Source organism: Rhodococcus sp. T7, from assembly GCF_009872365.1.
Lineage (GTDB): Bacteria > Actinomycetota > Actinomycetes > Mycobacteriales > Mycobacteriaceae > Rhodococcus_F.
On sequence record NZ_WXYH01000344.1, the window covers coordinates 33,970 to 53,812 of the forward strand.

At 64.7% G+C, this 19,843-nt stretch carries 19 protein-coding genes; 7 read left to right on the top strand and 12 right to left on the bottom strand.

Annotated elements, in window-relative coordinates; all coding sequences use genetic code 11:
• Positions 1–5 precede the first annotated feature (5 nt).
• Positions 6–887, bottom strand: a complete 882-nt coding sequence (locus tag MLGJGCBP_RS32695; RefSeq protein ID WP_160100855.1) for a fumarylacetoacetate hydrolase family protein — start codon at positions 885–887, stop codon at positions 6–8.
• Positions 888–1,150: 263 nt separating this feature from the next.
• Here MLGJGCBP_RS32695 and MLGJGCBP_RS32700 point away from each other — a divergent pair, with 263 nt between their 5' ends.
• The 5 genes from MLGJGCBP_RS32700 (at position 1,151) to MLGJGCBP_RS32720 (ending at position 5,517) form a co-directional block, all read left to right on the top strand.
• Positions 1,151–2,062, top strand: a complete 912-nt coding sequence (locus MLGJGCBP_RS32700) for a LysR family transcriptional regulator (RefSeq protein WP_160100857.1) — start codon at positions 1,151–1,153, stop codon at positions 2,060–2,062.
• 470 nt (positions 2,063–2,532) lie between these two features.
• The gene (locus MLGJGCBP_RS32705) at positions 2,533–3,486 is read left to right on the top strand and encodes a VOC family protein (protein ID WP_160100859.1); all 954 of its coding nucleotides are present in this window, start codon (positions 2,533–2,535) and stop codon (positions 3,484–3,486) included.
• Between the two features lie 263 nt (positions 3,487–3,749).
• Positions 3,750–4,994: an acyl-CoA dehydrogenase family protein gene (locus MLGJGCBP_RS32710; RefSeq protein ID WP_160100861.1), complete on the top strand. Its 1,245-nt coding sequence runs from the start codon at positions 3,750–3,752 to the stop codon at positions 4,992–4,994.
• Positions 4,995–5,047: 53 nt separating this feature from the next.
• On the top strand, positions 5,048–5,338 hold the full coding sequence (locus tag MLGJGCBP_RS54400) for an IclR family transcriptional regulator domain-containing protein (RefSeq protein WP_160100863.1): 291 nt from the start codon (positions 5,048–5,050) through the stop codon (positions 5,336–5,338).
• Positions 5,335–5,517, top strand: coding sequence for a hypothetical protein (locus tag MLGJGCBP_RS32720; RefSeq protein ID WP_160100865.1), 183 nt, complete (start codon positions 5,335–5,337; stop codon positions 5,515–5,517). The genes MLGJGCBP_RS54400 and MLGJGCBP_RS32720 overlap by 4 nt, the downstream gene beginning before the upstream one ends.
• Before the next feature lie 62 nt (positions 5,518–5,579).
• Here the strand turns inward: MLGJGCBP_RS32720 and MLGJGCBP_RS32725 are convergent, their stop codons facing one another.
• From MLGJGCBP_RS32725 to MLGJGCBP_RS32775, 11 genes are all read right to left on the bottom strand, one after another.
• The gene (locus tag MLGJGCBP_RS32725) at positions 5,580–6,797 is read right to left on the bottom strand and encodes an acetyl-CoA C-acetyltransferase (RefSeq protein ID WP_160100867.1); all 1,218 of its coding nucleotides are present in this window, start codon (positions 6,795–6,797) and stop codon (positions 5,580–5,582) included.
• Entirely contained in the window at positions 6,797–7,633 is an 837-nt protein-coding gene (locus MLGJGCBP_RS32730; RefSeq protein WP_160100869.1) for an enoyl-CoA hydratase-related protein, read from the bottom strand. Before MLGJGCBP_RS32730 ends, MLGJGCBP_RS32725 begins: the two co-directional genes overlap by 1 nt.
• A gap of 23 nt (positions 7,634–7,656) precedes the next feature.
• Entirely contained in the window at positions 7,657–8,520 is an 864-nt protein-coding gene (locus MLGJGCBP_RS32735) for a cyclase family protein (RefSeq protein WP_087560947.1), read from the bottom strand.
• Positions 8,517–10,517, bottom strand: a complete 2,001-nt coding sequence (locus tag MLGJGCBP_RS32740) for a 3-hydroxyacyl-CoA dehydrogenase NAD-binding domain-containing protein (protein WP_160100871.1) — start codon at positions 10,515–10,517, stop codon at positions 8,517–8,519. The genes MLGJGCBP_RS32735 and MLGJGCBP_RS32740 overlap by 4 nt, the downstream gene beginning before the upstream one ends.
• Positions 10,514–11,158, bottom strand: a complete 645-nt coding sequence (locus MLGJGCBP_RS32745; RefSeq protein ID WP_087560945.1) for a 3-oxoacid CoA-transferase subunit B — start codon at positions 11,156–11,158, stop codon at positions 10,514–10,516. Before MLGJGCBP_RS32745 ends, MLGJGCBP_RS32740 begins: the two co-directional genes overlap by 4 nt.
• Position 11,159: 1 nt before the next feature.
• Positions 11,160–11,834 (bottom strand): 3-oxoacid CoA-transferase subunit A, encoded by a 675-nt coding sequence (locus MLGJGCBP_RS32750; RefSeq protein ID WP_160100873.1) that lies wholly within the window; start codon positions 11,832–11,834, stop codon positions 11,160–11,162.
• Between the two features lie 70 nt (positions 11,835–11,904).
• The gene (locus MLGJGCBP_RS32755; protein ID WP_236581495.1) at positions 11,905–12,687 is read right to left on the bottom strand and encodes an SDR family oxidoreductase; all 783 of its coding nucleotides are present in this window, start codon (positions 12,685–12,687) and stop codon (positions 11,905–11,907) included.
• A 47-nt stretch (positions 12,688–12,734) separates the two neighbouring features.
• Positions 12,735–14,000, bottom strand: a complete 1,266-nt coding sequence (gene ribA, locus MLGJGCBP_RS32760) for a GTP cyclohydrolase II (RefSeq protein WP_160100875.1) — start codon at positions 13,998–14,000, stop codon at positions 12,735–12,737.
• 109 nt (positions 14,001–14,109) lie between these two features.
• On the bottom strand, positions 14,110–15,396 hold the full coding sequence (locus tag MLGJGCBP_RS32765; RefSeq protein WP_160100877.1) for an MFS transporter: 1,287 nt from the start codon (positions 15,394–15,396) through the stop codon (positions 14,110–14,112).
• Between the two features lie 40 nt (positions 15,397–15,436).
• On the bottom strand, positions 15,437–16,333 hold the full coding sequence (locus MLGJGCBP_RS32770; protein WP_087560940.1) for an acyl-CoA dehydrogenase family protein: 897 nt from the start codon (positions 16,331–16,333) through the stop codon (positions 15,437–15,439).
• Positions 16,330–17,457 carry an acyl-CoA dehydrogenase family protein gene (locus MLGJGCBP_RS32775; RefSeq protein ID WP_087560939.1) on the bottom strand — a complete coding sequence of 376 codons (1,128 nt, stop codon included), beginning with the start codon at positions 17,455–17,457 and terminating at the stop codon, positions 16,330–16,332. The genes MLGJGCBP_RS32770 and MLGJGCBP_RS32775 overlap by 4 nt, the downstream gene beginning before the upstream one ends.
• A gap of 141 nt (positions 17,458–17,598) precedes the next feature.
• On the opposite strand from MLGJGCBP_RS32775, the gene MLGJGCBP_RS32780 reads away from it, so the two are divergent.
• Positions 17,599–18,222: a TetR/AcrR family transcriptional regulator gene (locus MLGJGCBP_RS32780; protein ID WP_160100879.1), complete on the top strand. Its 624-nt coding sequence runs from the start codon at positions 17,599–17,601 to the stop codon at positions 18,220–18,222.
• A gap of 28 nt (positions 18,223–18,250) precedes the next feature.
• Positions 18,251–19,813: a class I adenylate-forming enzyme family protein gene (locus MLGJGCBP_RS32785; protein WP_160100881.1), complete on the top strand. Its 1,563-nt coding sequence runs from the start codon at positions 18,251–18,253 to the stop codon at positions 19,811–19,813.
• Positions 19,814–19,843 lie beyond the last annotated feature (30 nt).

Here is a 19,843-nt window from a genome sequence, read left to right on the forward strand (position 1 = left end):
TGTCCTTACCGCGCGTCGGGGTCGGCGACGAACTTCTGGTGCAGCTCGCCGATGCCGTCGATCCAGCTGTCGAGTGTCTCGCCGGCCTGCAGGAACCGTTGCGGTTCGCGGCCGACACCGACGCCGGCGGGGGTGCCGGTGAAGATCACATCCCCGGGGTAGAGGGTGACGGTGCGCGAGAGGGTGGCGACGAGCTTCGAGACGGGGAAGATCAGGTCGCGGGTGCGGCCCTTCTGCATTTGTTCGCCGTCGATGGTGCAGCCGAGTTCGAGGTCGTCGGGGTCGGCGAACTCGTCGGGGGTGACCAGCCACGGTCCTTGCGGGGAGAACCCGGCGAAGGATTTTCCGAGACCGAATTGCGGTGCAGGACCGCGTGTCTGGGTGATTCGTTCGGAGATGTCCTGTCCGGCGGTGAGCCCGGCGACGTGGGACCAGGCGTCGGCGGCGTCGATCTTGGCGGTTTCGCGGCCGATGACGGCGACGAGTTCGACCTCCCAGTCGACATTGCCGCCGGTGGGGATGATCACGTCTGTGTCGGGGCCGGTGAAGCTGGAGGCGTATTTGGTGAAGACCGGCGGCAGGTGGGTGGGGGATTCGAAGCCGGATTCGGCGGCGTGGGCGTGGTAGTTCAGGCCGACGGCGAACACCTGCCGGGGAGCCGGTGAGGGTGCGTGCAGGAGGGACCGGTCGACCGGGAAGCTGTCGTCGGCCAGATCCGAGAGGTCCTGGTCTGCGGCCCAGGCGGTGACGTCGTCCCAGGCTTCGTAGAGGGCCGCCAGGCTCGGGCCGAACCGGCCGCGGGAGGCGTGGGCGATGTCGACGGCCCGCTCGGCACCCTTCTCTCCGAGGACGAGGGCGGCACGGTGGTCGATATTGGCGATACGCATGAAACTGGTTCTCCTAGGACAGGTCTTGTAATTGCGAAGGCACCCGCTCGCGAGTTGGCCGCACGCGTGCACGTGTCAGCGCCCCTTGCTGCTTCTGGGCGTCAGTCGAGGTTTGGGGACCTCATCACCAGCCGGCTGGCGCCGGGTGTTGTGGATTCGAGCGCTGAACCAAACATAGAGCCATTGGAGGCGAAAATTAAGAAACGATTCCGTGGGCGATTGATAATGTGGGGTTAACAAAACGCGCGCGCGAAGGATCGGTTATGGATGTATCGACGGCAGCTCTGCGAGCGTTCTTGACGCTCGCCGAACAGAAGCATTTCGGCCGGGCAGCAGAGCAACTTCACGTGACCAGCCCAGCGCTCAGCCAGATGATTCGCAGGCTCGAGACGGAGTTGGGATTTCCGCTCTTCACCCGCACTACGCGTTCAGTGACCCTGACCGAGGCTGGGGAAGGCTTGATCCCCTACGCCAGCCAAGTGGTGGAGGCGGTCCTCAACCTGGAAAGGTGGCGGCGCACTCGGGTCCATCACGAGCGATTCACCCTGCAATTCGGCTTCACCGTCAACGGGGCCGGGGCACTCATGAGCGCCATCCTCACCCGCGCTCGCTCGGACCTACCGGAGGTCAAATTGACAACCCGCCAGGTGCATTGGCCCGATCTGCATCGGGTAATCCAGGACGGGACAGTTGATATCGCGATATTCCGTGGCCCCCGCGATTTTCCCGGATTGTCGGTGACCCCCGTCTTCGAGGAGGATTGGGTGGTTGCCGTGCCGACCGGCCACCCGCTCGCCGAGCTCTCGCAGGTCGATCTACGGCAAGTCCGCGGCGAACGCATCATCCGCCCAGACATCGGTCCGCTCGCAGGACCACGTCCAATGTGGTTGGGAGGCGAACAGCCCGACGGCTACATGCCACCCGCAGGGCCCTACGCGCAAAGCCTCGAAGAGGCACTCGATCATGTCGAAATGGGCGAGGGATTCCTCATCACCGGAGAGTCAGTTCCGGCCCTGTATCCACGGACCGGCGTCGTATACGTCCCTGCCACCGGACTTCCTCCGGGGTACATCGGGCTCGTATCGCGCCGGGACAGGCACAACCCACTCGTAACTGCCTTCGAACGCCTCGTGATCGAGGTTGCCAACGAAGTCCGCTCACATCGAGGTATATAACTCAGGAAGTCACTTCCGGTCGGATTGAGAATCCCGCAACATTGGCACACCGCGGACGTGTACGCATGCGGTCCAGCCTCGATGCTCGATCACCTCGAGGCGATGGCCGCCAACCAAACAATCGTGGAAGCACTCGACGAAGCCGGCGTTGCGACTGCGACATCTTGCCTCGAAGGCATGTGGAACATGCGAAACCCGAGTACTCGAAGGGTGCCCCTATCACCGCGACGCGGTGCTATCAGCCATCGAGCGCCAGGAGACCGCTCATCAACTTCGCATTTGTGCTATTCGACTTCACGCTCAGTCGATGACAGTGACCTGACGCACTGAATAGTGTCGTCAGTGACGCCAAACGCCCGGTATTCGCGTTCGGCTGCTCCCCGCCAATCAACGCGATACACCAGCCCGGGACAACTGCCCCCTGATCGAAACCAGCCCACATCCGGGTACCCCACCCCGAGGAGAACGCCATGGCCTACGTCGAAGGTTCCCACCACGTCACCCTCTCCGTCGGATCGGCGCAAGAAGACGTCGACTTCCACATCAAGACACTCGGCATGCGGTTCATCAAACGAACCGTCCTGTTCGACGGATCACTACCCGTCTACCACCTCTACTACTCCAACGCCAACGGCGGCCCCTCCAGCGTCGTGACCACCTTCCCCTGGGCAAAGCAGGGCCGCACCGGCAAGCCCGGCACCAACCAAGCCCGCGAAGTACTGCTCTCCGTCCCCTCCACCTCACTCGACTACTGGCACAAACGACTCACCGAACACAACATCGACGTCGAAAACACCCACGCCTTCGACCAACGCCGCCTCGCCTTCCACCACCCCTCCGGACTCGAATACGTCTTCGTCGGCAACGACAACGACGACCGCGAAGGACACCCCGGCAACGGAGTCCCCCCAGAACACGCCATCCACGGCATCCACGGCGTCGGCATCCACGCCACCACCCCCGAACGCATGATCGACTTCGCCACCGACACCTTCTACGCCCAGAACACCATCGTCGAAGACGGAGACCGCGCCACCTTCCAGGTCGGCAACCAAAAAATCGGCAACCACATCGAACTGATCGGCAACCGCACCGACGACCATGGCACCTGGAACTACGGCGCCGGCACCTACCACCACTTCGCCTGGAACCTCGACACCCTCAAAAACCAAGACGAAATCAAATTCGAAATCGAAGGCGCCGGATACACCGACATCTCCGAACTCAAAGACCGCAAATACTTCAAATCGGTCTACGTCCGCACCCCCGCCGGCGCACTGTTCGAACTCGCCGTCACCCACGACGACGGCGGCTGGGACTGCGACGAAAACCCCCAGGAACTCGGCACCCACTTCCAACTACCCAACCAATTCGAAGACCGCCGCGACGAAATCTTCAGCAACCTCGAACCCCTCGAGGACTAGCCTCGCGGATAAGCGAATTCCATGCGGGCCAGACGTTGAGGCCCGGACCGACCCGCGTAGCAGCTCTGCAGGATCAGGTTTCGACGGACACACTCCGACCCCATGAGGATGTGTCCGTCGATACCTGGACACGGATCCCGAACCGAGGAACCGAGCACCCGATTTCGACTCGCATCAGTGTTGACAATTCCTCAGCGGGTCAGAACCGTTCGGCAATCGACCCTGGCATCAACTCCGATCGACGCCCAACTAGGAAGATGACGATGACTACCACTACGACCGCGATGGCTGATCGCTCACTTGCTGCAGGCGACCCCAACGCCAACGACTTGATCGCCGCTGCAGTCGCTTTGCGTCCACGACTTGTCGATCGGCAAGCGGAGGTCGAGGAGCGAACCTACTTCGACGAGGAGATGCACGAAGAGTTCCGCCAGGCACGGTTATACGATATGTACGTGCCACGGCAGTATGGTGGACTCGAGGTCGATGTACCGACGTTCACCAAGGTCGTGATCGAGTTGGCTCGCGGCTGCATCAGTACATCCTGGTGCTTTGCGCTCTCGGCGAACCACGCCTTGCAGGTCGCCTCATGGTTCCCAAAGTCAGTGCAGGATGAAGTCTTTGGCAGCGGCGAGTTCAGATGCGCGTCGGTTGCGGCTCCCACTGTCACGGCCGAACGCGTGAGCGACGGGTGGCGTCTCAACGGAACTGTGGGGTATTGCTCGGGCATTCCCTACTCCACCTACTTTCTCGGCCAGGCCATGGTCCATGGATCCGACGGTGCTCCTCAGATGGCTATGTTCATTGCCCCCCGCAGCGCCTTCGAGATCTTGAACGATTGGGGTCGTACCCTCGGCCTCAAGGGCACCGGATCGCACAGCATCCGGTTCACCGACGCCGTAATTCCCCTGGACTATCTCCAGGAGAATAGCGACATGACCAATATGCCAGTCGAGGGCGGCACAGTAGGCGGCGCACTGCATCAGAACGGCATGTACTCCGGTCGTGGACTCGGTGTCTTTACCATGTCGCTCGCGGCATCAGTGGTTGGTGGCGCGTACAACGCTCTCGACGAGTACGAGCATCAAATGCGAATTCGCAAGACTGCGCTTCCCCCTATGGTCCCCCGCATCGAAGATGCGGACTACCAGCGGTGGTACGGTGCCGCGGCTACGAAGATCCTCACCGCCGAGGCCGCGCTCCTGCAGGCCGCGAAGATGCATATGGATTACAGCGAGGCTAATCACACCGGCGTTCGCCCGTACACGTTCGCCGACGACTTTTGTGTAACCGGTGTAGCGCGTGAAGCCATTCTTCAGGCCTGGGAGACCGTCGAGACTGACCTGTTCAGAACTGTCGGCTCGAGCGCCGCCGCGAACGGTGAACGCTTCGAACGAGTTTTTCGGGATCTGTCTCAGGCCGCTGGACACCGCAACCCCGCTCTGCGCGACTCCGGATATCGAGCAGTCGCACAGATGTTGCTGGGCATCGCCCCCTCCCAGCCCTAGGAGGTACGAAATCGCACCGGGCACAGATGCTAGCCGCCGCACGTGCACTGACCATGGAAAATCCGTACCTCGTGGAGACGGCGCGGCGGGTACCGCTCGCCCCTGAACATCCCTGCGCCGCTCCACGAAGTAACGCGACCAACGTCTCCGAGACCGAAACGGGAATCTACACGATTGCCGTGGCGGTGCGAGATGCCGAAAAGCACATAATGTGCGCACTCTCGGTCTCGGCCCCGCTCTCACGAGTTCGGCGCACCCCGGAGCAAGACCATGGAGCACCCGAAGCCCACTTCTTCAGCGCACTCAGACTCTGCGCCCACCAACTTTCAGAAGAGGTCTCGTGACGACTGTCGTTGCGCCGCTACTGGTCGACGATCTCCATCATGTGTGCGTGGAACGCGATTTCCCGGGTATGCGCATGAATTTGCGCGGCTCTGGTCAAGCCGGCCTGCACCTGACCGTCTGGCAAGTGGAAGGACTGCAGCAGAAGCTGGGTGCACGCGGTGACGGCGTGCAGGAATAACGTGACCATGTTGCCTCGTCTCGGGGTTATGTACTTGTTCGCAGCACCGCCGTGATCGGTGCTCAGGAGAGTCGTTCCACCACCATCGCCATTCCTTGCCCTCCCCCGACGCACATGGTCTCGAGGCCGAAAGTCTTGTCGCGGGCGGTCAGGTTGTTCAGCAGTGTCGCAGTGATCCGCACGCCGGTCATTCCGAACGGATGACCCAGTGCGATGGCACCGCCCGCGACGTTGAGCCTGTCCTCGTCGATCTTCAGGTCGCGTGCCGATGCGATCATCTGGACGGCGAATGCCTCGTTGATCTCGACGAGGTCGATGTCGTCGATGGTCAGGCCGGCTGTTGCCAGGGCGCGCCGTGAGGCTTCGACCGGTCCGAGGCCCATGATCTCCGGGGACAGGCCGGACACTCCGGTGGAGACGATCCGGGCCAACGGTGTCAGTCCGAGTTGCTTGGCTTTCGTGTCGGACATGATGACGGCCGCGGCGGCACCGTCGTTCAGTGGGCACGCGTTGCCGGCGGTGACGGTTCCATCGGGCCGGAAGACCGGCTTCAGCCCGCTGATCTTGTCGTAGGTCGTCCCGGGCCGAGGGCTGTCGTCGGCGTCGACGGTCGTCCCGTCAGGCAACGTCACCGGGGTGATCTCGCGCGCGAAATGACCTGTGGCGATGTGCTGCTCGGCGAGGTTCTGGCTCCGGACCGCCCAGCGGTCCTGTTCCTCGCGCGAGATTCCCGCGAGCTGGGCGACGTTCTCCGCAGTCTGCCCCATCGACATGTAGACGTCGGGCTGCAGGCCTTGGGCTCGCGGATCACTCCACGTTCGTCCACCTGCTGCGAGTTCGGTGGTGCGGCGTTCGGCATCTGCAAAGAAGGGGTTGTGCGTGTCCGGGAACGTATCCGGGCTCCCCTGCGCTGTGCGGGTAACCTGTTCGACTCCGGCAGAAATGAATACGTCGCCCTCGCCCGCTTTGATCGCGTGCAGGGCCATGCGGGTGGACTGTACCGACGAGGCGCAGTAGCGGTTGACCGTCGTTCCGGGGATGCTGTCGTATCCCAACTGGACGGCAACGCTGCGAGCAATGTTGAAGCCCTGCTCACCGCCGGGCAGTCCGCACCCCAGCACGAGGTCGTCGACGTCACGGGGGTCGAGTTCGGGGATCTGCGCCAACGCCGCGCCCACCATTTGAGCGGCGAGGTCGTCGCCGCGGATGCCGACGAGTGACCCCTTTCCGGCACGTCCGATCGGCGAGCGGGCGATGGCGACGATGACTGCCTCGGGCACTACTTCTTCACCATTTCCGTCGTATCGAAGTCGGCGTTGAATCGCTTGATCGCACCCTTCAGGCCGTCTTCCTTGATCCAGGACTGGAACTCGTGCACTTCGGGAGTCATGTGAAGCAGGGCGTCGGTCTCGGCTCCCATCCGCATGTAACTGAGCAGACCGGACGTCTCGGCGGCACGGTTCACCGCTTCCTTCTTGAGCTTGAGGAGTTCGAGCGGCGTGCGTGCAATGGAATGCGCTGTGCGACGCACGTGCTCGTCGAAATCCTCGGCCGGAACGGACTCCGCGGCCCATCCCCACTCGGCGGCTGTCTTGCCGCTGATGATGTGGCCGGCGTCGAAGCTCATCAGCTTGGCGCGCTTGGGTCCGACCAGATGCTCCCACAGCGGCGAGATGTAGCCGCCGCCGAGCGGCAGGGCGGGCGACGCCATGATCTTCGTGTCATCGGCGACGATCGTGATGTCGCAGAGGGACGCAAGCTGGGTTCCCCCCGCCGCGCAGACGCCGTGGACGGCCGCGATGACGGGCTGGGGCTGGCGCCAGATCTGGGTGAATCGTTCGACGTTCGACAGGAGACGGTCGCGGTCCTGGATGGCGGTGCGCTCGGCGGCGTAGCCGACCTCGGAGGAATCGGGCGCGATGTCGTAGCCCGAGCAGAAGGCGCGTCCGGCGCCGCGAAGCACGATTACCCGGGCATCGCTCTGCGCGAGTTCCTTCAACGTGGATTCGAGCATCTCGAGCAGCAGGTCGTCCATGGCGTTGAGGCGCTTGGGACGGTTGAGCGTCAGCCAGACGACGTGGCCGTCGTGTTCGACGAGAAGAGGAGCGTCGTTCATTTGAGTGATCCTTCGGAAGACGACTAAGCGACGAAAGCGAGTGGACGTATGGGCGAACCCGTGCCGCCTTTGATGCGGAGCGCCGACGCGACGAAGAAGAAATCGTCGATGCGGTCGGCGGCCAGCGCCTCGAGCGACAGGGACTCCATGATCGGAATGCCGGAATCGACGAGCATGTGCACGTGGACGTCCAGCGCGGGAGTGGTGAAGCTCGGCTTGTGCTCGAAGTTGACGGTGTCGCTGCCCACGGCCCGCACTCCGCGCTCGGACAGCCAACGTGCGCCCGAGATCGAGACGCCCGGCAACCCGGTGCCGATCCCCAGGTACTTGTCGCTGTCCGCCCAGTACTTCATCCATCCGGTGCGGAAGACGACGATCGAACCCTGTTCCGGCTGTCGGCGGTCGGCGAACCAGGCATCGAGTTCTTCTGCGCCGAATCCGTCCGCCGGTGTCAACTCGCGGCCGAAGAGACGTTCCCCGTCCACCAGATGGCCCTGGCCGATCAATGGCGGAAGCTCTTCCACCGATCCGATGGAAACACCGTCATAGGATCGCTGTTCGCCGTCGACTTCCCGACCGCCGAAGATGCATCCGTCCAACGAGATATGGCCGGGCGCGTCGACATGGGTGCCGACGTGCGCACCCATCGTGAGCATCTCCATCGCGGACGAGATGCCACCCGGGTAGGGATGCTCGCCGTGCTTCTTCACCAGCGCGTACGAAAACGGCGGATGCGCGGCGTGGTGGGTCATGCCGGTTTCGAGCAGAACGGCGAGGTCGTACGCACGGGTGCTGCCCTGGGGCCAATCGACCGTACCGTCCCACGTGCTGCCTCCCCAGTTCTGGGTGAGCGGTGTCGCCAGTGCGACATTGTCCTTCTGCGTCATCGGACGGCCTCCAGGATTTTCTCGATTGCTTCAGGTATTTCGCCGGCGGTTGCCGACTCGGCGATTGCGAACGACACCGGGCAGGAGCGGTACACCGATTCCAGGGCGGAAACCACCTCGGCCCGGTCTCTTTGTGCAAGAGCACGTATCGGTCCGCCGAGCCTGGCGGGGAAGGCAAAGCCTTCGGTGAGCGCCACGTCGATGTCGGAGGCGCGCTCGGCGATACCGGTCCCGACGAGGCCGGCTGCCGCGCACACCATCGACGCCAACACGCGGTCGCGGATCTCGTCGCCGGAAATGGTGCGCGTGGTGACACCCGCCTCGGCGCGCGCCTTCTCGATGATCGTGTCCACCCGGGGATCGACGACACCGCGCTTGGCGCCGTCGGGGTAGTCGTACCAACCGGCCCCGGTCTTCTTGCCCAACCTGCCTGCTTCGCAGAGTCTGTCTGCGATGTCGACGTATCGCTGTCGCGGGTCGCGAGTGCCGGCCAGGCGTTTGCGTCGCGCCCACGCGATATCGAGGCCCGACATGTCGGCCACCGCGAAGGGACCGATCGCGAAGCCCAATTCGACCAGTGCGGCGTCCACCTCGGCGGGTGATGCGCCGTCCTCGACGAGGAATTCGGCCTGCGTGCGGTAGTCGGCATACACGCGATTGGCGACGAAGCCGTCGCCGATTCCAGCGGGTATCGGGGTCTTACCCAACCGCGTGACGAGCGCCGACAACACTGCGAGCGTCCGCTCGTCGGTTGTCGCCGTCCGAATGATTTCCACCAGGGGGTTACGGTCCGGCGGGTTGAAGAAGTGCAGGCCGGCGAAACGCTGCGGCACGGTGAGAACCGATGCCATCTCGTTCAGGTCGAGGTAGGACGTGTTACTGACGATCACAGCGGTGTCAGGCAGGTGTGGTTCGATCTCGCGCAACAGCGACTTCTTGACGTCCATGTCCTCGAACACGGCATCGACCACCACGTCGGCACTGCCGAGGTCCGAGATGGAATCGGTGGCCGAGATCCCGGTGCGATCCGCCACACGATCGAGCGCGGCGCGATTGCTGTCGAATACGATCACCTCGTACCCGCGAGCGGCGAATGCGCCGGCGAGTGCGGCGCCCATGGTTCCGGCACCCGCGACGCCGATCGTCGTGATCTGCGGTGCCGGAGTGCGGGACCGCACCGCTTTGGCGGCCCGGCCCTTCGCGAAGAACAGGTACCGCAGGTTCGCGGCCTCATCCGTGACTCGGAATTCGTCGAACAGTGCACGTTCTCGTCGCAGGGCCTCCCTGCCGTCGAGAGACGTTCCGGCGCAGACCATGTCGACGGCGGCGAGCACGTTCGGTCGCGCACGACGGCTCACCGACGCACGCGCGTCCGCCACCGCGGTCTCGCTGGATTCCGGTGCCGGCCGGTCGACGAGGCGGTTCTTCACTCCGAGGGTGGCCGCACGCTCCACAGCCCGCGCGAGCAGTAGGTCGGCAGGAACGACCTCGTCGAGCAGTCCCAGTGAGAGGGCCTCATCGGCTTTGACGCGTCGCGCCGACGCGACCAGGTCGATGGCGGAGGGTACGCCCAGGAGCCGTGCCGTGCGGACCGTGCCACCCGCACCGGGCAGGATGCCGAGCGTGACCTCGGGAAAACCCACGACCGCCGTCGAATCGCCGATCCGGGCGTCGCAGCCCAGCGCGAGTTCCAGACCGCCGCCGAGCGCCAGACCGGTGAGCGCCGCGACCACGGGAATGTCGAGTTTCTCGATCCGGGCGATGACGTCCGGCAGTTGCGGAACCTGCATCGGACGATCGAACTCCGAGATGTCGGAGCCCGCGTAGAAGTGTGTGCCCGCCGAGGCGAGGACGACACCGGTCAGTCCGCGCTGTGTTGCCACGCTGTCGAGCGCATCGGCGAGCGCACTGCGCAACGCGGCGTTACCCATGTTGACGGGCGGGTTGTCGATGGTGAGCACGGCGACGCCGTTGGTCACCTCGGTTTCGACGATCACGATGCGCGCCCGTCGATCAGTTCGAGACCGGTGCGTTCGCGCAGCGACTCGAGGTCGCTTCCGTCGAATATCTCCAGCACACGCGCTCCGTCCGGGCCTGTCTCGAACAGTGCGATATCGGTGTAGACGCGCTCGACGCAGCCCGGCCCCGTGAGGGGGTAGGTGCAGTCACGCACGAGTTTGCACTCACCTGCGCGGGAGAACAGGTCCATGATGACGAACACCCGTCGCGCGCCGGCGGCGAGGTCCATCGCGCCGCCGACCCCGGGGATGACGGACGGATTGTCGGTGCGCCAGTTCGCGAGGTCACCCCGTGTCGACACCTGGTACGCACCCATCACGCAGACATCGAGATGTCCGCCGCGCATCATTCCGAAGGAGTCGGCGTGGTGGAAATACGAGGCACCGGCAGTTTCGGTGACATAGATCTTGCCGGCATTGATGAGATCCTGGTCCTCACTGCCCTCTTCGGCCGCGGGACCCATTCCCAGCATCCCGTTTTCGGTATGCAGGATGACCTCGCGGCCGTCGGGTATGAAGTCGGCTACGAGAGTGGGGATTCCGATGCCGAGGTTGACGTACGAACCGTCGGGGATGTCCTGCGCGACGCGGCACGCGATGTCCTTGCGAGACAGAACCATGTCAGTGTCCCTTCAGGGAGGAGTCGCAGATGATGCGGTCGACGAAAATTCCCGGGGTCACGATCGCTTCCGGGTCGAGGTCACCCACCGGAACCATTTCATCGACCTCGGCGACGGTCAGTGTCGCCGCAGTGGCCATGACCGGGCCGAAGTTGCGGCCCGTCTTGCGGTACACGAGATTGCCGAACCGGTCGGCGGCTCGCGCCTTCACCAGGGCGACGTCGGCGAACAGGGGTGTCTCGAATACGTAGCCTTTGCCGTCGATTTCGCGAACCTCTTTGCCCTCGGCCAGTTCGGTGCCGTATCCGGTGCGGGTGAAGAATCCGCCGATGCCCGCACCTGCTGCCCGGATACGTTCTGCGATCGTGCCCTGGGGCACCAGTTCGAGCTCGATCTCACCCGCGTTGTACAGCTCGTCGAAGATGGTCGAGCCGATCGCTTTGGGGAACGAACAGACCACCTTACGCACCCGCTTGGCGGCAAAGAGCTGGCCGATGGCCTCGCCCCCGGCGCCTGCGTTGTTGTTGATCACCGTCAGATCCGTGAGGCCGGCGTCGAGTAGCGCCTCGATCAACGTCACCGGCTGCCCGGGCGGCCCGAAGCCGCTGATCATGACCGTGGATCCGTCCTCGATGCCGGCTATCGCCTCTTCGGGAGTTCCGACCTGCTTGTTCATCTCACAACTTTCACTCGGTGGCCGCGAATGCTGCGGCGTCGTCGTTCCTCTGACAGTCGATCCGTTCCCGTCAGGCCGCGTTGACGCCGCCGTCGACGAAGAACGCGGATCCCACACAGAAGGACGCCGCATCGGAGAGCAGCCAGAGCGCCATCTCCGCGATCTCCTCCGGGCGGCCGAGACGGCCGATAGGCTGCGCGGCTTCGGCTTTCGCCTTCACTTCCGGATCGGCGAACGCTGCCTCCGCGAGCGGGGTCAGAGTCGATCCCGGCAGCACCGCGTTGACCCGGATGTTGTCGCCTGCGTAGTCGAGCGCGACCTGGCGGGTGAGACCGAGGACGCCGTGCTTGCTCGCTACGTAAGCGGGAAGATTGGGATACGCGATGGCCGCGGCAGTGGAGGCGGTGTTGACGATAGCGCCTCCGCCGGCCGCGAGCATCGCTGGGATCTCGTACTTCATGCAGTGGAACACGCCGCTCAGGTTGATGTCGACCACTGACGCCCACTTGTCGTAGTCGAAGTCGGCGAGCTTCCCGATCGGACCGATGATCCCTGCGTTGTTGAACGCGCCGTCGAGCTTTCCGTAGGCGTCGACAGCGCTCTGGACCATTGCCTGCACCTCGTTCTCAGAGGTGATGTCGGCTCGCACGAACTGCGCCTGCCCACCAGCGTCGAGGATCGCCGCGACTGTCGCCGCACCCCCGTCGCCATCGATGTCCACCGCCGTGACGGAGGCTCCTCGACCGGCGGCCAGCAACGCGGCCTCACGCCCCATTCCGCTGCCCGCGCCCGTTACGAGCAGGCTCCTGCCCGAGAGGTCCATGCGGGCGTATGCGGGTGGAACAGCGTTCATGGCGATTGCCTTTCATCTGATGTCGGAATTACTTGTGCGGTAGGTCTTCAGACCGATTTGCACTGCAGAAACTCGTGCGGTGTCTCCGGGAGGATGTGACCCATGCGCTCGCGCTTGGTCTGCAGATAGTGAACGTTGTGGGACCCCCAGTGCACTGGTGAGTCGTCCGGGCGCCGGACGGCGATTCCGAAGCGCTCGAGGGCTTCCACTTTCTGCGGGTTGTTGGTGATCAGGTCTGCGGACTCGATGCGGAAGTAGCGCAGGATCCGGGCTGCGAAGTCGTAGTCGCGAGCATCCACCGGAAGCCCGAGTTCGATGTTCGCGTCGACGGTGTCGACGCCTTTCTCCTGCAGCGCGTACGCGGCGAGCTTGTTGGCAATACCTATTCCGCGTCCTTCGTGGCCACGCAGGTACACGAGCACTCCTTCGCCGGACGCCGCGATCGCCCGGAGTCCGTCCTGGAGCTGTGGGCCGCAGTCGCATCGGCGCGAGCCGAACGCGTCGCCCGTGAGACATTCGCTGTGCACGCGAACCGTCACCGCGGCGGTGGGCGGCGTCTCGAGTCCGATGGCGAGCGCGACGTGCTCGACACCCGCCGCGCGATCGCGAAACACGTGCGCCGTGAAGGTGCCGTAATCGGTGTCGATGCGCGCACTGGACACGGGCGCGACCGCCGCTTCGGGCGAGGGCTCGATCGGCGAGTCGCGGCGGCTGCGATATGCGACCAGGTCCGCCACGGTGATGAACGGCAGATTCCATCGTGCCGCGAATTCGGTCAGTGCCGTTCCGGACATCGGGACGCCGTCGTCGCCGACGAGTTCCGTGATCACGGCGGTCGGCTCGGACTCGCCGGCGAGCGTCATGAGGTCGACACTCGCTTCGGTGTGCCCGCGGCGAACCAGAACGCCGCCGTCCTGCGCGATGAGCGGGAACATGTGGCCGGGCCGGGTCAGGCCGGACGGCGCGGTGCCGGGGTCTGCGATCGCACGGACCGTGGTGGCCCGGTCGGCCGCGGAGATGCCCGTTCCCGCGTCGACGGCGTCGACGGTGACCGTGAAGGGGGTCCCCATCCGGTCCTTGTTCGCCGCGACCATGAGCGGGAGTTCGAGTTGGCGGGCACGGCGTGCGGTCATCGGTGTGCACACGATGCCGCTGCCGTGGCGAAGGAAGAACGCCATCGCGTCGTCGGTCATCGCGGCGGCGCCCATCACCAGATCGCCTTCGTTCTCGCGGTCATGGTCATCCGCGACCACCACCATCCCGCCTCTCGCGAGTGTCGCAACAGCCGATTCGACCGAGTGTTCCGAATCCATGTCCTCCGCCTTTCTGCGAGGGTCGGCAGTCGCGCGTCGAGAACTAAACCACCAACCGGTCGTTTGAATTGTAGCCTGCATCACACCGCGAGACAACAGCTCGATCGGATCAGGCAGGCACTCGTTGCGATCGACGCACGGAGAGCACCGCGAGCGCACCCACGGCGCACACGCCCATGACGAACAGCGCAGGCGAGAGGGCGTTGCCGGTCCGTTCGACCAGCCACACGCACACCACGGGTGCGGTGCCCCCGGCGACCACCACGCCGATGTTCCAGCCCAGCGCGGTGCCCGTGTACCGGACCTCCGGGTCGAACAACTCCGGAATCATCGAATAGCCGGCCACCTGCAGAAACGACGAGTTGACCATGATCGCCATGAATGCGATGCCGGCGACGAGAAGGCTGCCCATGCCCATCAGTGCCATGGCACCGGCGGTGACCGCGAAGAACCCGGCCAGACCGATGAGCGCGAGACCCGACAATCCGATGCGGTCGCCGAGTCGTCCCGTCAGCAACATCAGGAACGCCGAGATCGCCACCACCACCGTGGTGATCCAGTAGACGCCGGTCTTGGGATAACCCAGCTCGGTGATCAGGTGGATGCTCAGGTACGTCAGACCGAAGTAGGCGGAACCGTTCACCGCGAGGCTGACCCCGGAGGATTGCAGCAGCGGCTTCCGCCAGCGCTTCAGCACGGCCGCCACCGGCGACGGTGCCGGACGGACGTTCTCGCCTGCGGGCTGATGGACAAGCGATCGGCGCAACGCGAGGCAGATTCCTGCCAGCGGCAGCGCCACGAGGAACGGGATCCGCCAACCCCAGGACGCCATCTGTTCGTCGGTGGTCAGGAACGACACCAGGCCCGCCACCGCGGATGCCAGTGCGAAGCCGAGTGTGGCACCGAACGGGTTCATGGCGCCGTAGCGGCCGCGACGACCTTCGGGTGCGGCTTCGGACACCAGCGTTGCGGCGCCGGCGACTTCGCCCCCTACCGAGAAGCCTTGCAGCAGGCGCAGACACACGAGGGCTACCGATGCGGCGGGTCCGATGGCGAGTGCCGTCGGCAGCGTTCCGATCGCCGCGCTGGAGAGGCCCATGCAGAGCAGTGTCGTCATCAGGGCGGCACGTCTGCTGACGCGATCACCCACGTATCCGAACACGATTCCGCCCAGTGGGCGCGCGGCATATGCCGCCGCGAACACCGACAGTGTCAACAGAAGCGAGCTGACCTCGTTGTCTGACGGGAAGAACAATGGGGCGACGATGACGGCCATGTAGCCGTACATGCTGAAGTCGTACCCCTCGATCATCGTGCCGACGCCACCCGCGAAGGCGGCGCGCCGGCCGTTGACCGCGGCGGCCGGTGCGGACGTCGCCGAAACTGTCTGATCCATGTCGGAGTCCTCGTGTGAAGGGAGCGTCCAGTGCCGGACGTCAGGAACGGTGGGATTCGGCGAGCCCGGCAACGAGGTCACGGAGTGTGAGCAGATGGCGCAGATAGAAGTGCAGCCCCATTTCCCAGGTGAACCCCATGCCGCCGTGTACCTGGATGGCACGCTCGGCCACGTCGACGGCCTGTTCGATCGCGTGCGCCGAGACCTCGAACGCTCGCGCCTGATCGGCAGCCGCCCACAGCGCAGAGGTGTCGGATTGTTCGGCGGCAATGTGTGCGTCGGCGAGAATGTGTTTGACCGCCTGGAACGACCCGATGGGCTTGCCGAACTGCTGGCGATCGCGGGTGTACTCGACGCTGATGGTGACGAGGGTGCGCGCGATGCCCGCGGCCTCCGCCGCCCAGAGCACAGCCAGCTCCCGTGCGGGAGCGTCGGTCGTCGTCGTGGTCCACGGGATCTCGGCGGCCCCGAGCGTCGGCGCGAAATTCACCACGGAAGACTCAGGGACCGGCACTACGGTTCCACCGTCGAACGAATCGAGAACACCGATGTCGGTACGCTGCCCGAACGGCACCGCACCCCAGCCGGCGGTCGTCTGCGGTGTCGGCACCGACAGCGTGACGGGTCCGTCGAACTCCCGGGCAGCGGCGCTGTGCCTGCGCGTCACGAGCGTAGGTACCAGCGGCAACGGCACACAGAATGCACCCCAGACCCGCACGACCTCGACGAGGTCGCGGAGCGAGAGTCCGTCCTCACCCGAGTCGTCGGCGATCTCCACCCAGCCGGCTCGGACCAGTGCGTCCCACGAGACAGGCGATTCCGTTTCGGCGAACGTGGCGATGTTGCGGCTTCCGACGTTCTTCTCCAGGATCTCGCGAAGCCCCTCGGCGGCAGCGGTTCCCATGTCGGTCGCTTCGGTCATGGATACGGTGGTCATCGCGGCAGCCCCAGAACTCGTTCACTGATGATGTTTCGTTGGATCTCGGACGTGCCCGAGAAGATCGATGCCGACCGGCTCTCGAGATACTGGTATCGCCAGTGCTCTCGGTGGGCAGCTGTGGCGTACCGCAGGCCGACGGCCGTGATCTCCTGCCACAGTTCGCTCCACAGGACCTTCAGAATCGACGTGGCACGCACGAACTCGGCCTCGTTGTCCTCGAGGTGCACGGCCTTGGAGATCTGCCAGCGCACCAGTTCGGTGCGCCGGTCGAGGTCGGCGAGAACGTCGGCACGACGCGGATCGTCGCCGCACATCGTGAGGAGCAGGTCCATGTCGGCCCGCATCTCCACGTAGCGACTGGCCGCCTCGACGCCGCCGCGCTCGTTCATCAAGGTCGTCATCGCGACCCGCCATCCGGAGCCTTCCTCGGCAATCAGCTCGTCGTCGGAGACGAAGACACGGTCGAAGTGCACCTCCGCGAAGTGCGTGCCGCCGGAGATCTGCTTGATGACGCCGATGTCGACACCGGGCTGATTCATGTCGAGCAGGAACATCGACAGGTTCTTGTGCCGGGGTGCGTCCGGGCTCGTCCGGGCGAGCATCAGGCACCGATCGGAGTAGGCGGCGAAACTGGTCCAGATCTTGCGGCCCGTGATCTCGTAGCCACCGTCGACCTTGTCCGCGCGGCAGCTGACGCCGGCGAGATCGGATCCGGCACCGGGTTCGGAGAACCCCTGGCACCACGTCTCCAGTCCCTGCAGGATCGGCGGCAGGAATCGTTCCCGCTGCTGTTCGGTGCCGTGGGCGATCAACGTGGGGGCGGTGAGGATCCTGCCGATGCGCGCCAGACCGTCAGGGGCCTGGGCCTGCGCGGCGAGCTCGCTGAACGCCACCTCCTCGGCGAGGCCGAGTCCTTGACCGCCGAACTCCTTGGGCAGCGACAGGCCCGAGTACCCCGCTTCGTACAGCTGGCGATCCCACTGGCGTCGGATGTCGATCGCTTCGTGCTCGTCCAGCGTCCCGCGATGCTCACGCCATCTGCGTGGCACGTTCTCCTGCAGCCAGGTCCCTGCCTCCTGCGCGAATGCGGAGCCAGAAGTGGTTGAAACCTTGTGCGTCACGTGTTGACACTCCGTTCTAGTCGGGGACTTAATCTCCCAAACGATTGTTAGATAAGCTAGAATCGATTCGACACTGTGTCAAGAGCCACATAAGATATCCACCAAACGTACGGTTGCATCAGCGCAGCTGAGGGGATTCCAGTGCCAAGAAGTTCGAGTTCGACCACCACGCCTCGCCCAGCAAAGGGCGAGCGCCGAAATCGCGATGCCGAAGTGATGGAGGCCGCGGTCCGCATCTTCTACGAGAAGGGTTACTCAGGCGCATCCCTTCAGGATGTGGCGAACGAGGTGGGTGTCCTCAAGGGCAGCCTGTACTACTACTTCGACTCCAAGGAAGATCTGCTTCTCCGCATCATGAAGGAGTCGCACATTCAGTCCGAGTTGATTTTCGACAGGGTGTCGGCCAAGGGCCTCGATCCGCTCGACGAACTGGACGAACTCCTCCAAGAGCTCATGCAGTGGTACTTGGACAACGTCGAGCGCGTCGCGATCTACTTCAACGAAGGACGGCGCCTGACAGGTGAGCGTCTGGAAGAGGTCGAGGCCGCCGGACGTCGCTTCGAACAGCATTTGTACAACCTGCTCAAGCGCGCCCAGAAGGGCGGCGCAATCCAAGATGTCGACCTCCGTCTGTCCATCCGTTTCATCCTCGGCGCCCTGAACAGTGTGCCGACCTGGCACAAGCCGAGCTCGCAACGGCGGCTCTCCGACAAGGCCATCACCCGGCAGTTCGCCCAGATGACCATCAAATCCATGAGCCCCTGACCGGGGCTCTCTCCCCCGAGAGACTCCCATGACCTGTATCACCATCGCCGAGTGCGTCGACGAACACGCCTCCCACCAGCCTGATCACGTCGCCCTCGTGGCACCCGACGGGCGCACTCGGAGCTATGCCGAATTGTCACAGACCGTACGCGCGCTCGCCCGATCGCTGTCGCGCCTCGGCGCCACCCACGGTGACCGGATCGCCGCGATCGTCGACGACGGTATCGAGTACGTCGAGCTGTACCTCGCGGCCGCTCGGCTCGGTGCCATCATGGTCCCGATCAACACGCGTCTCACGGTGGCCGAGGCGTCCGTCCTCGTCGACGACTGCACTCCGCGCATCGTGGTGTGGAGCGCAGATCACTCGCACATCGCCGGCTCACTGTCCGTCCAGAACGCGGCGTCGGTGGCGATCGGCCCGATTCCGGACGATGCTCCCACCGGCACCGTCGCATTCGATTCCCTCGTCCGCGACGGAAGCGCGCTGCCCGAGGTCACGACTCCGGTCGACGGCGACGATCCGTTCATCATCGGATACACCAGCGGCACCACCGGCAGACCGAAGGGTGCTGTCATGACGCACCGCAGTGTCGCCGCCATCGCCGAATCCAACAACCGCGCGTACCGGCTGCCCCAACGGAGCGTCTGCGCGCTCACCGGGTCGATGTCGTTCGTCGCGACGGTGCCTGCCCACGTTCTCACCCACCTCCGCTTCGGTGGAACCGTCGTCATCCTCGGGAAGTGGTCGGTCGCTCAACTCATCGACACCATCGAGCGCCACGGGGTCACGTTCACCTACATACCGTCGCCCCTGATCGAGGAGTTCGCCCGGGCCGCGGCGGCGTCGCGCCCCCGCATCGCCGGCCTCCGCTGCGTGCTGCACTCGGCGTCGAAAGCAGGCCCGGACAAGTTGCGCCTGCTGTACGACGTTCTGGGCGACACCTTGATCGAAGGCTTGGGCATGACCGAGAACTCCGGGGGCTTGATCACCGCCACGCGACCCGGGGACTTCGAACCCGTCGGCCCTGCGGCAGATCCGTTCGCATCCGTCGGCCGGGCCGTGGAGGGAACCGACGTGAAGGTCGTCGACAAGGCGGGCAGCGAACTACCCCGCGACGGTTCGTCCGTCGGCGAGATCGTCGTCCGGTCACCGTCAGTGATGCGCGACTACTGGAACATGCCCGATGCGTCCGCCGCTACCCTCGTCGACGGCTGGTATCACACCGGCGATCTCGGCAGCATGGACGCGGCTGGATTCGTGTACGTCAGCGACAGGCGCACCGATCTGATCGTGAGCGGCGGAATGAATGTCTACCCGTCGGAAGTGGAGACCGCCATTTCCGGCCACCCGGCGGTGGCCGAGTGCGCCGTCGTCGGCGCGCCACATCCGCGCTGGGGACAATCGGTAGTTGCCGTCGTCGCCCTCCGTGAGGGTGCAGCACTCACCCTCGAAGAACTGCAGGATTACTCGCGGCGCACCCTCGCGTCGTACAAGAAGCCCACCAGGCTCGTGATCGTCGGCGCCCTTCCCCGGACGACGAGTCTGAAGATCCGACGGAACGTGGTCCGCGATCTGGTGCTGTCCGGATAGTCCCACAACGGCCGCGCACTGGCTGACGAC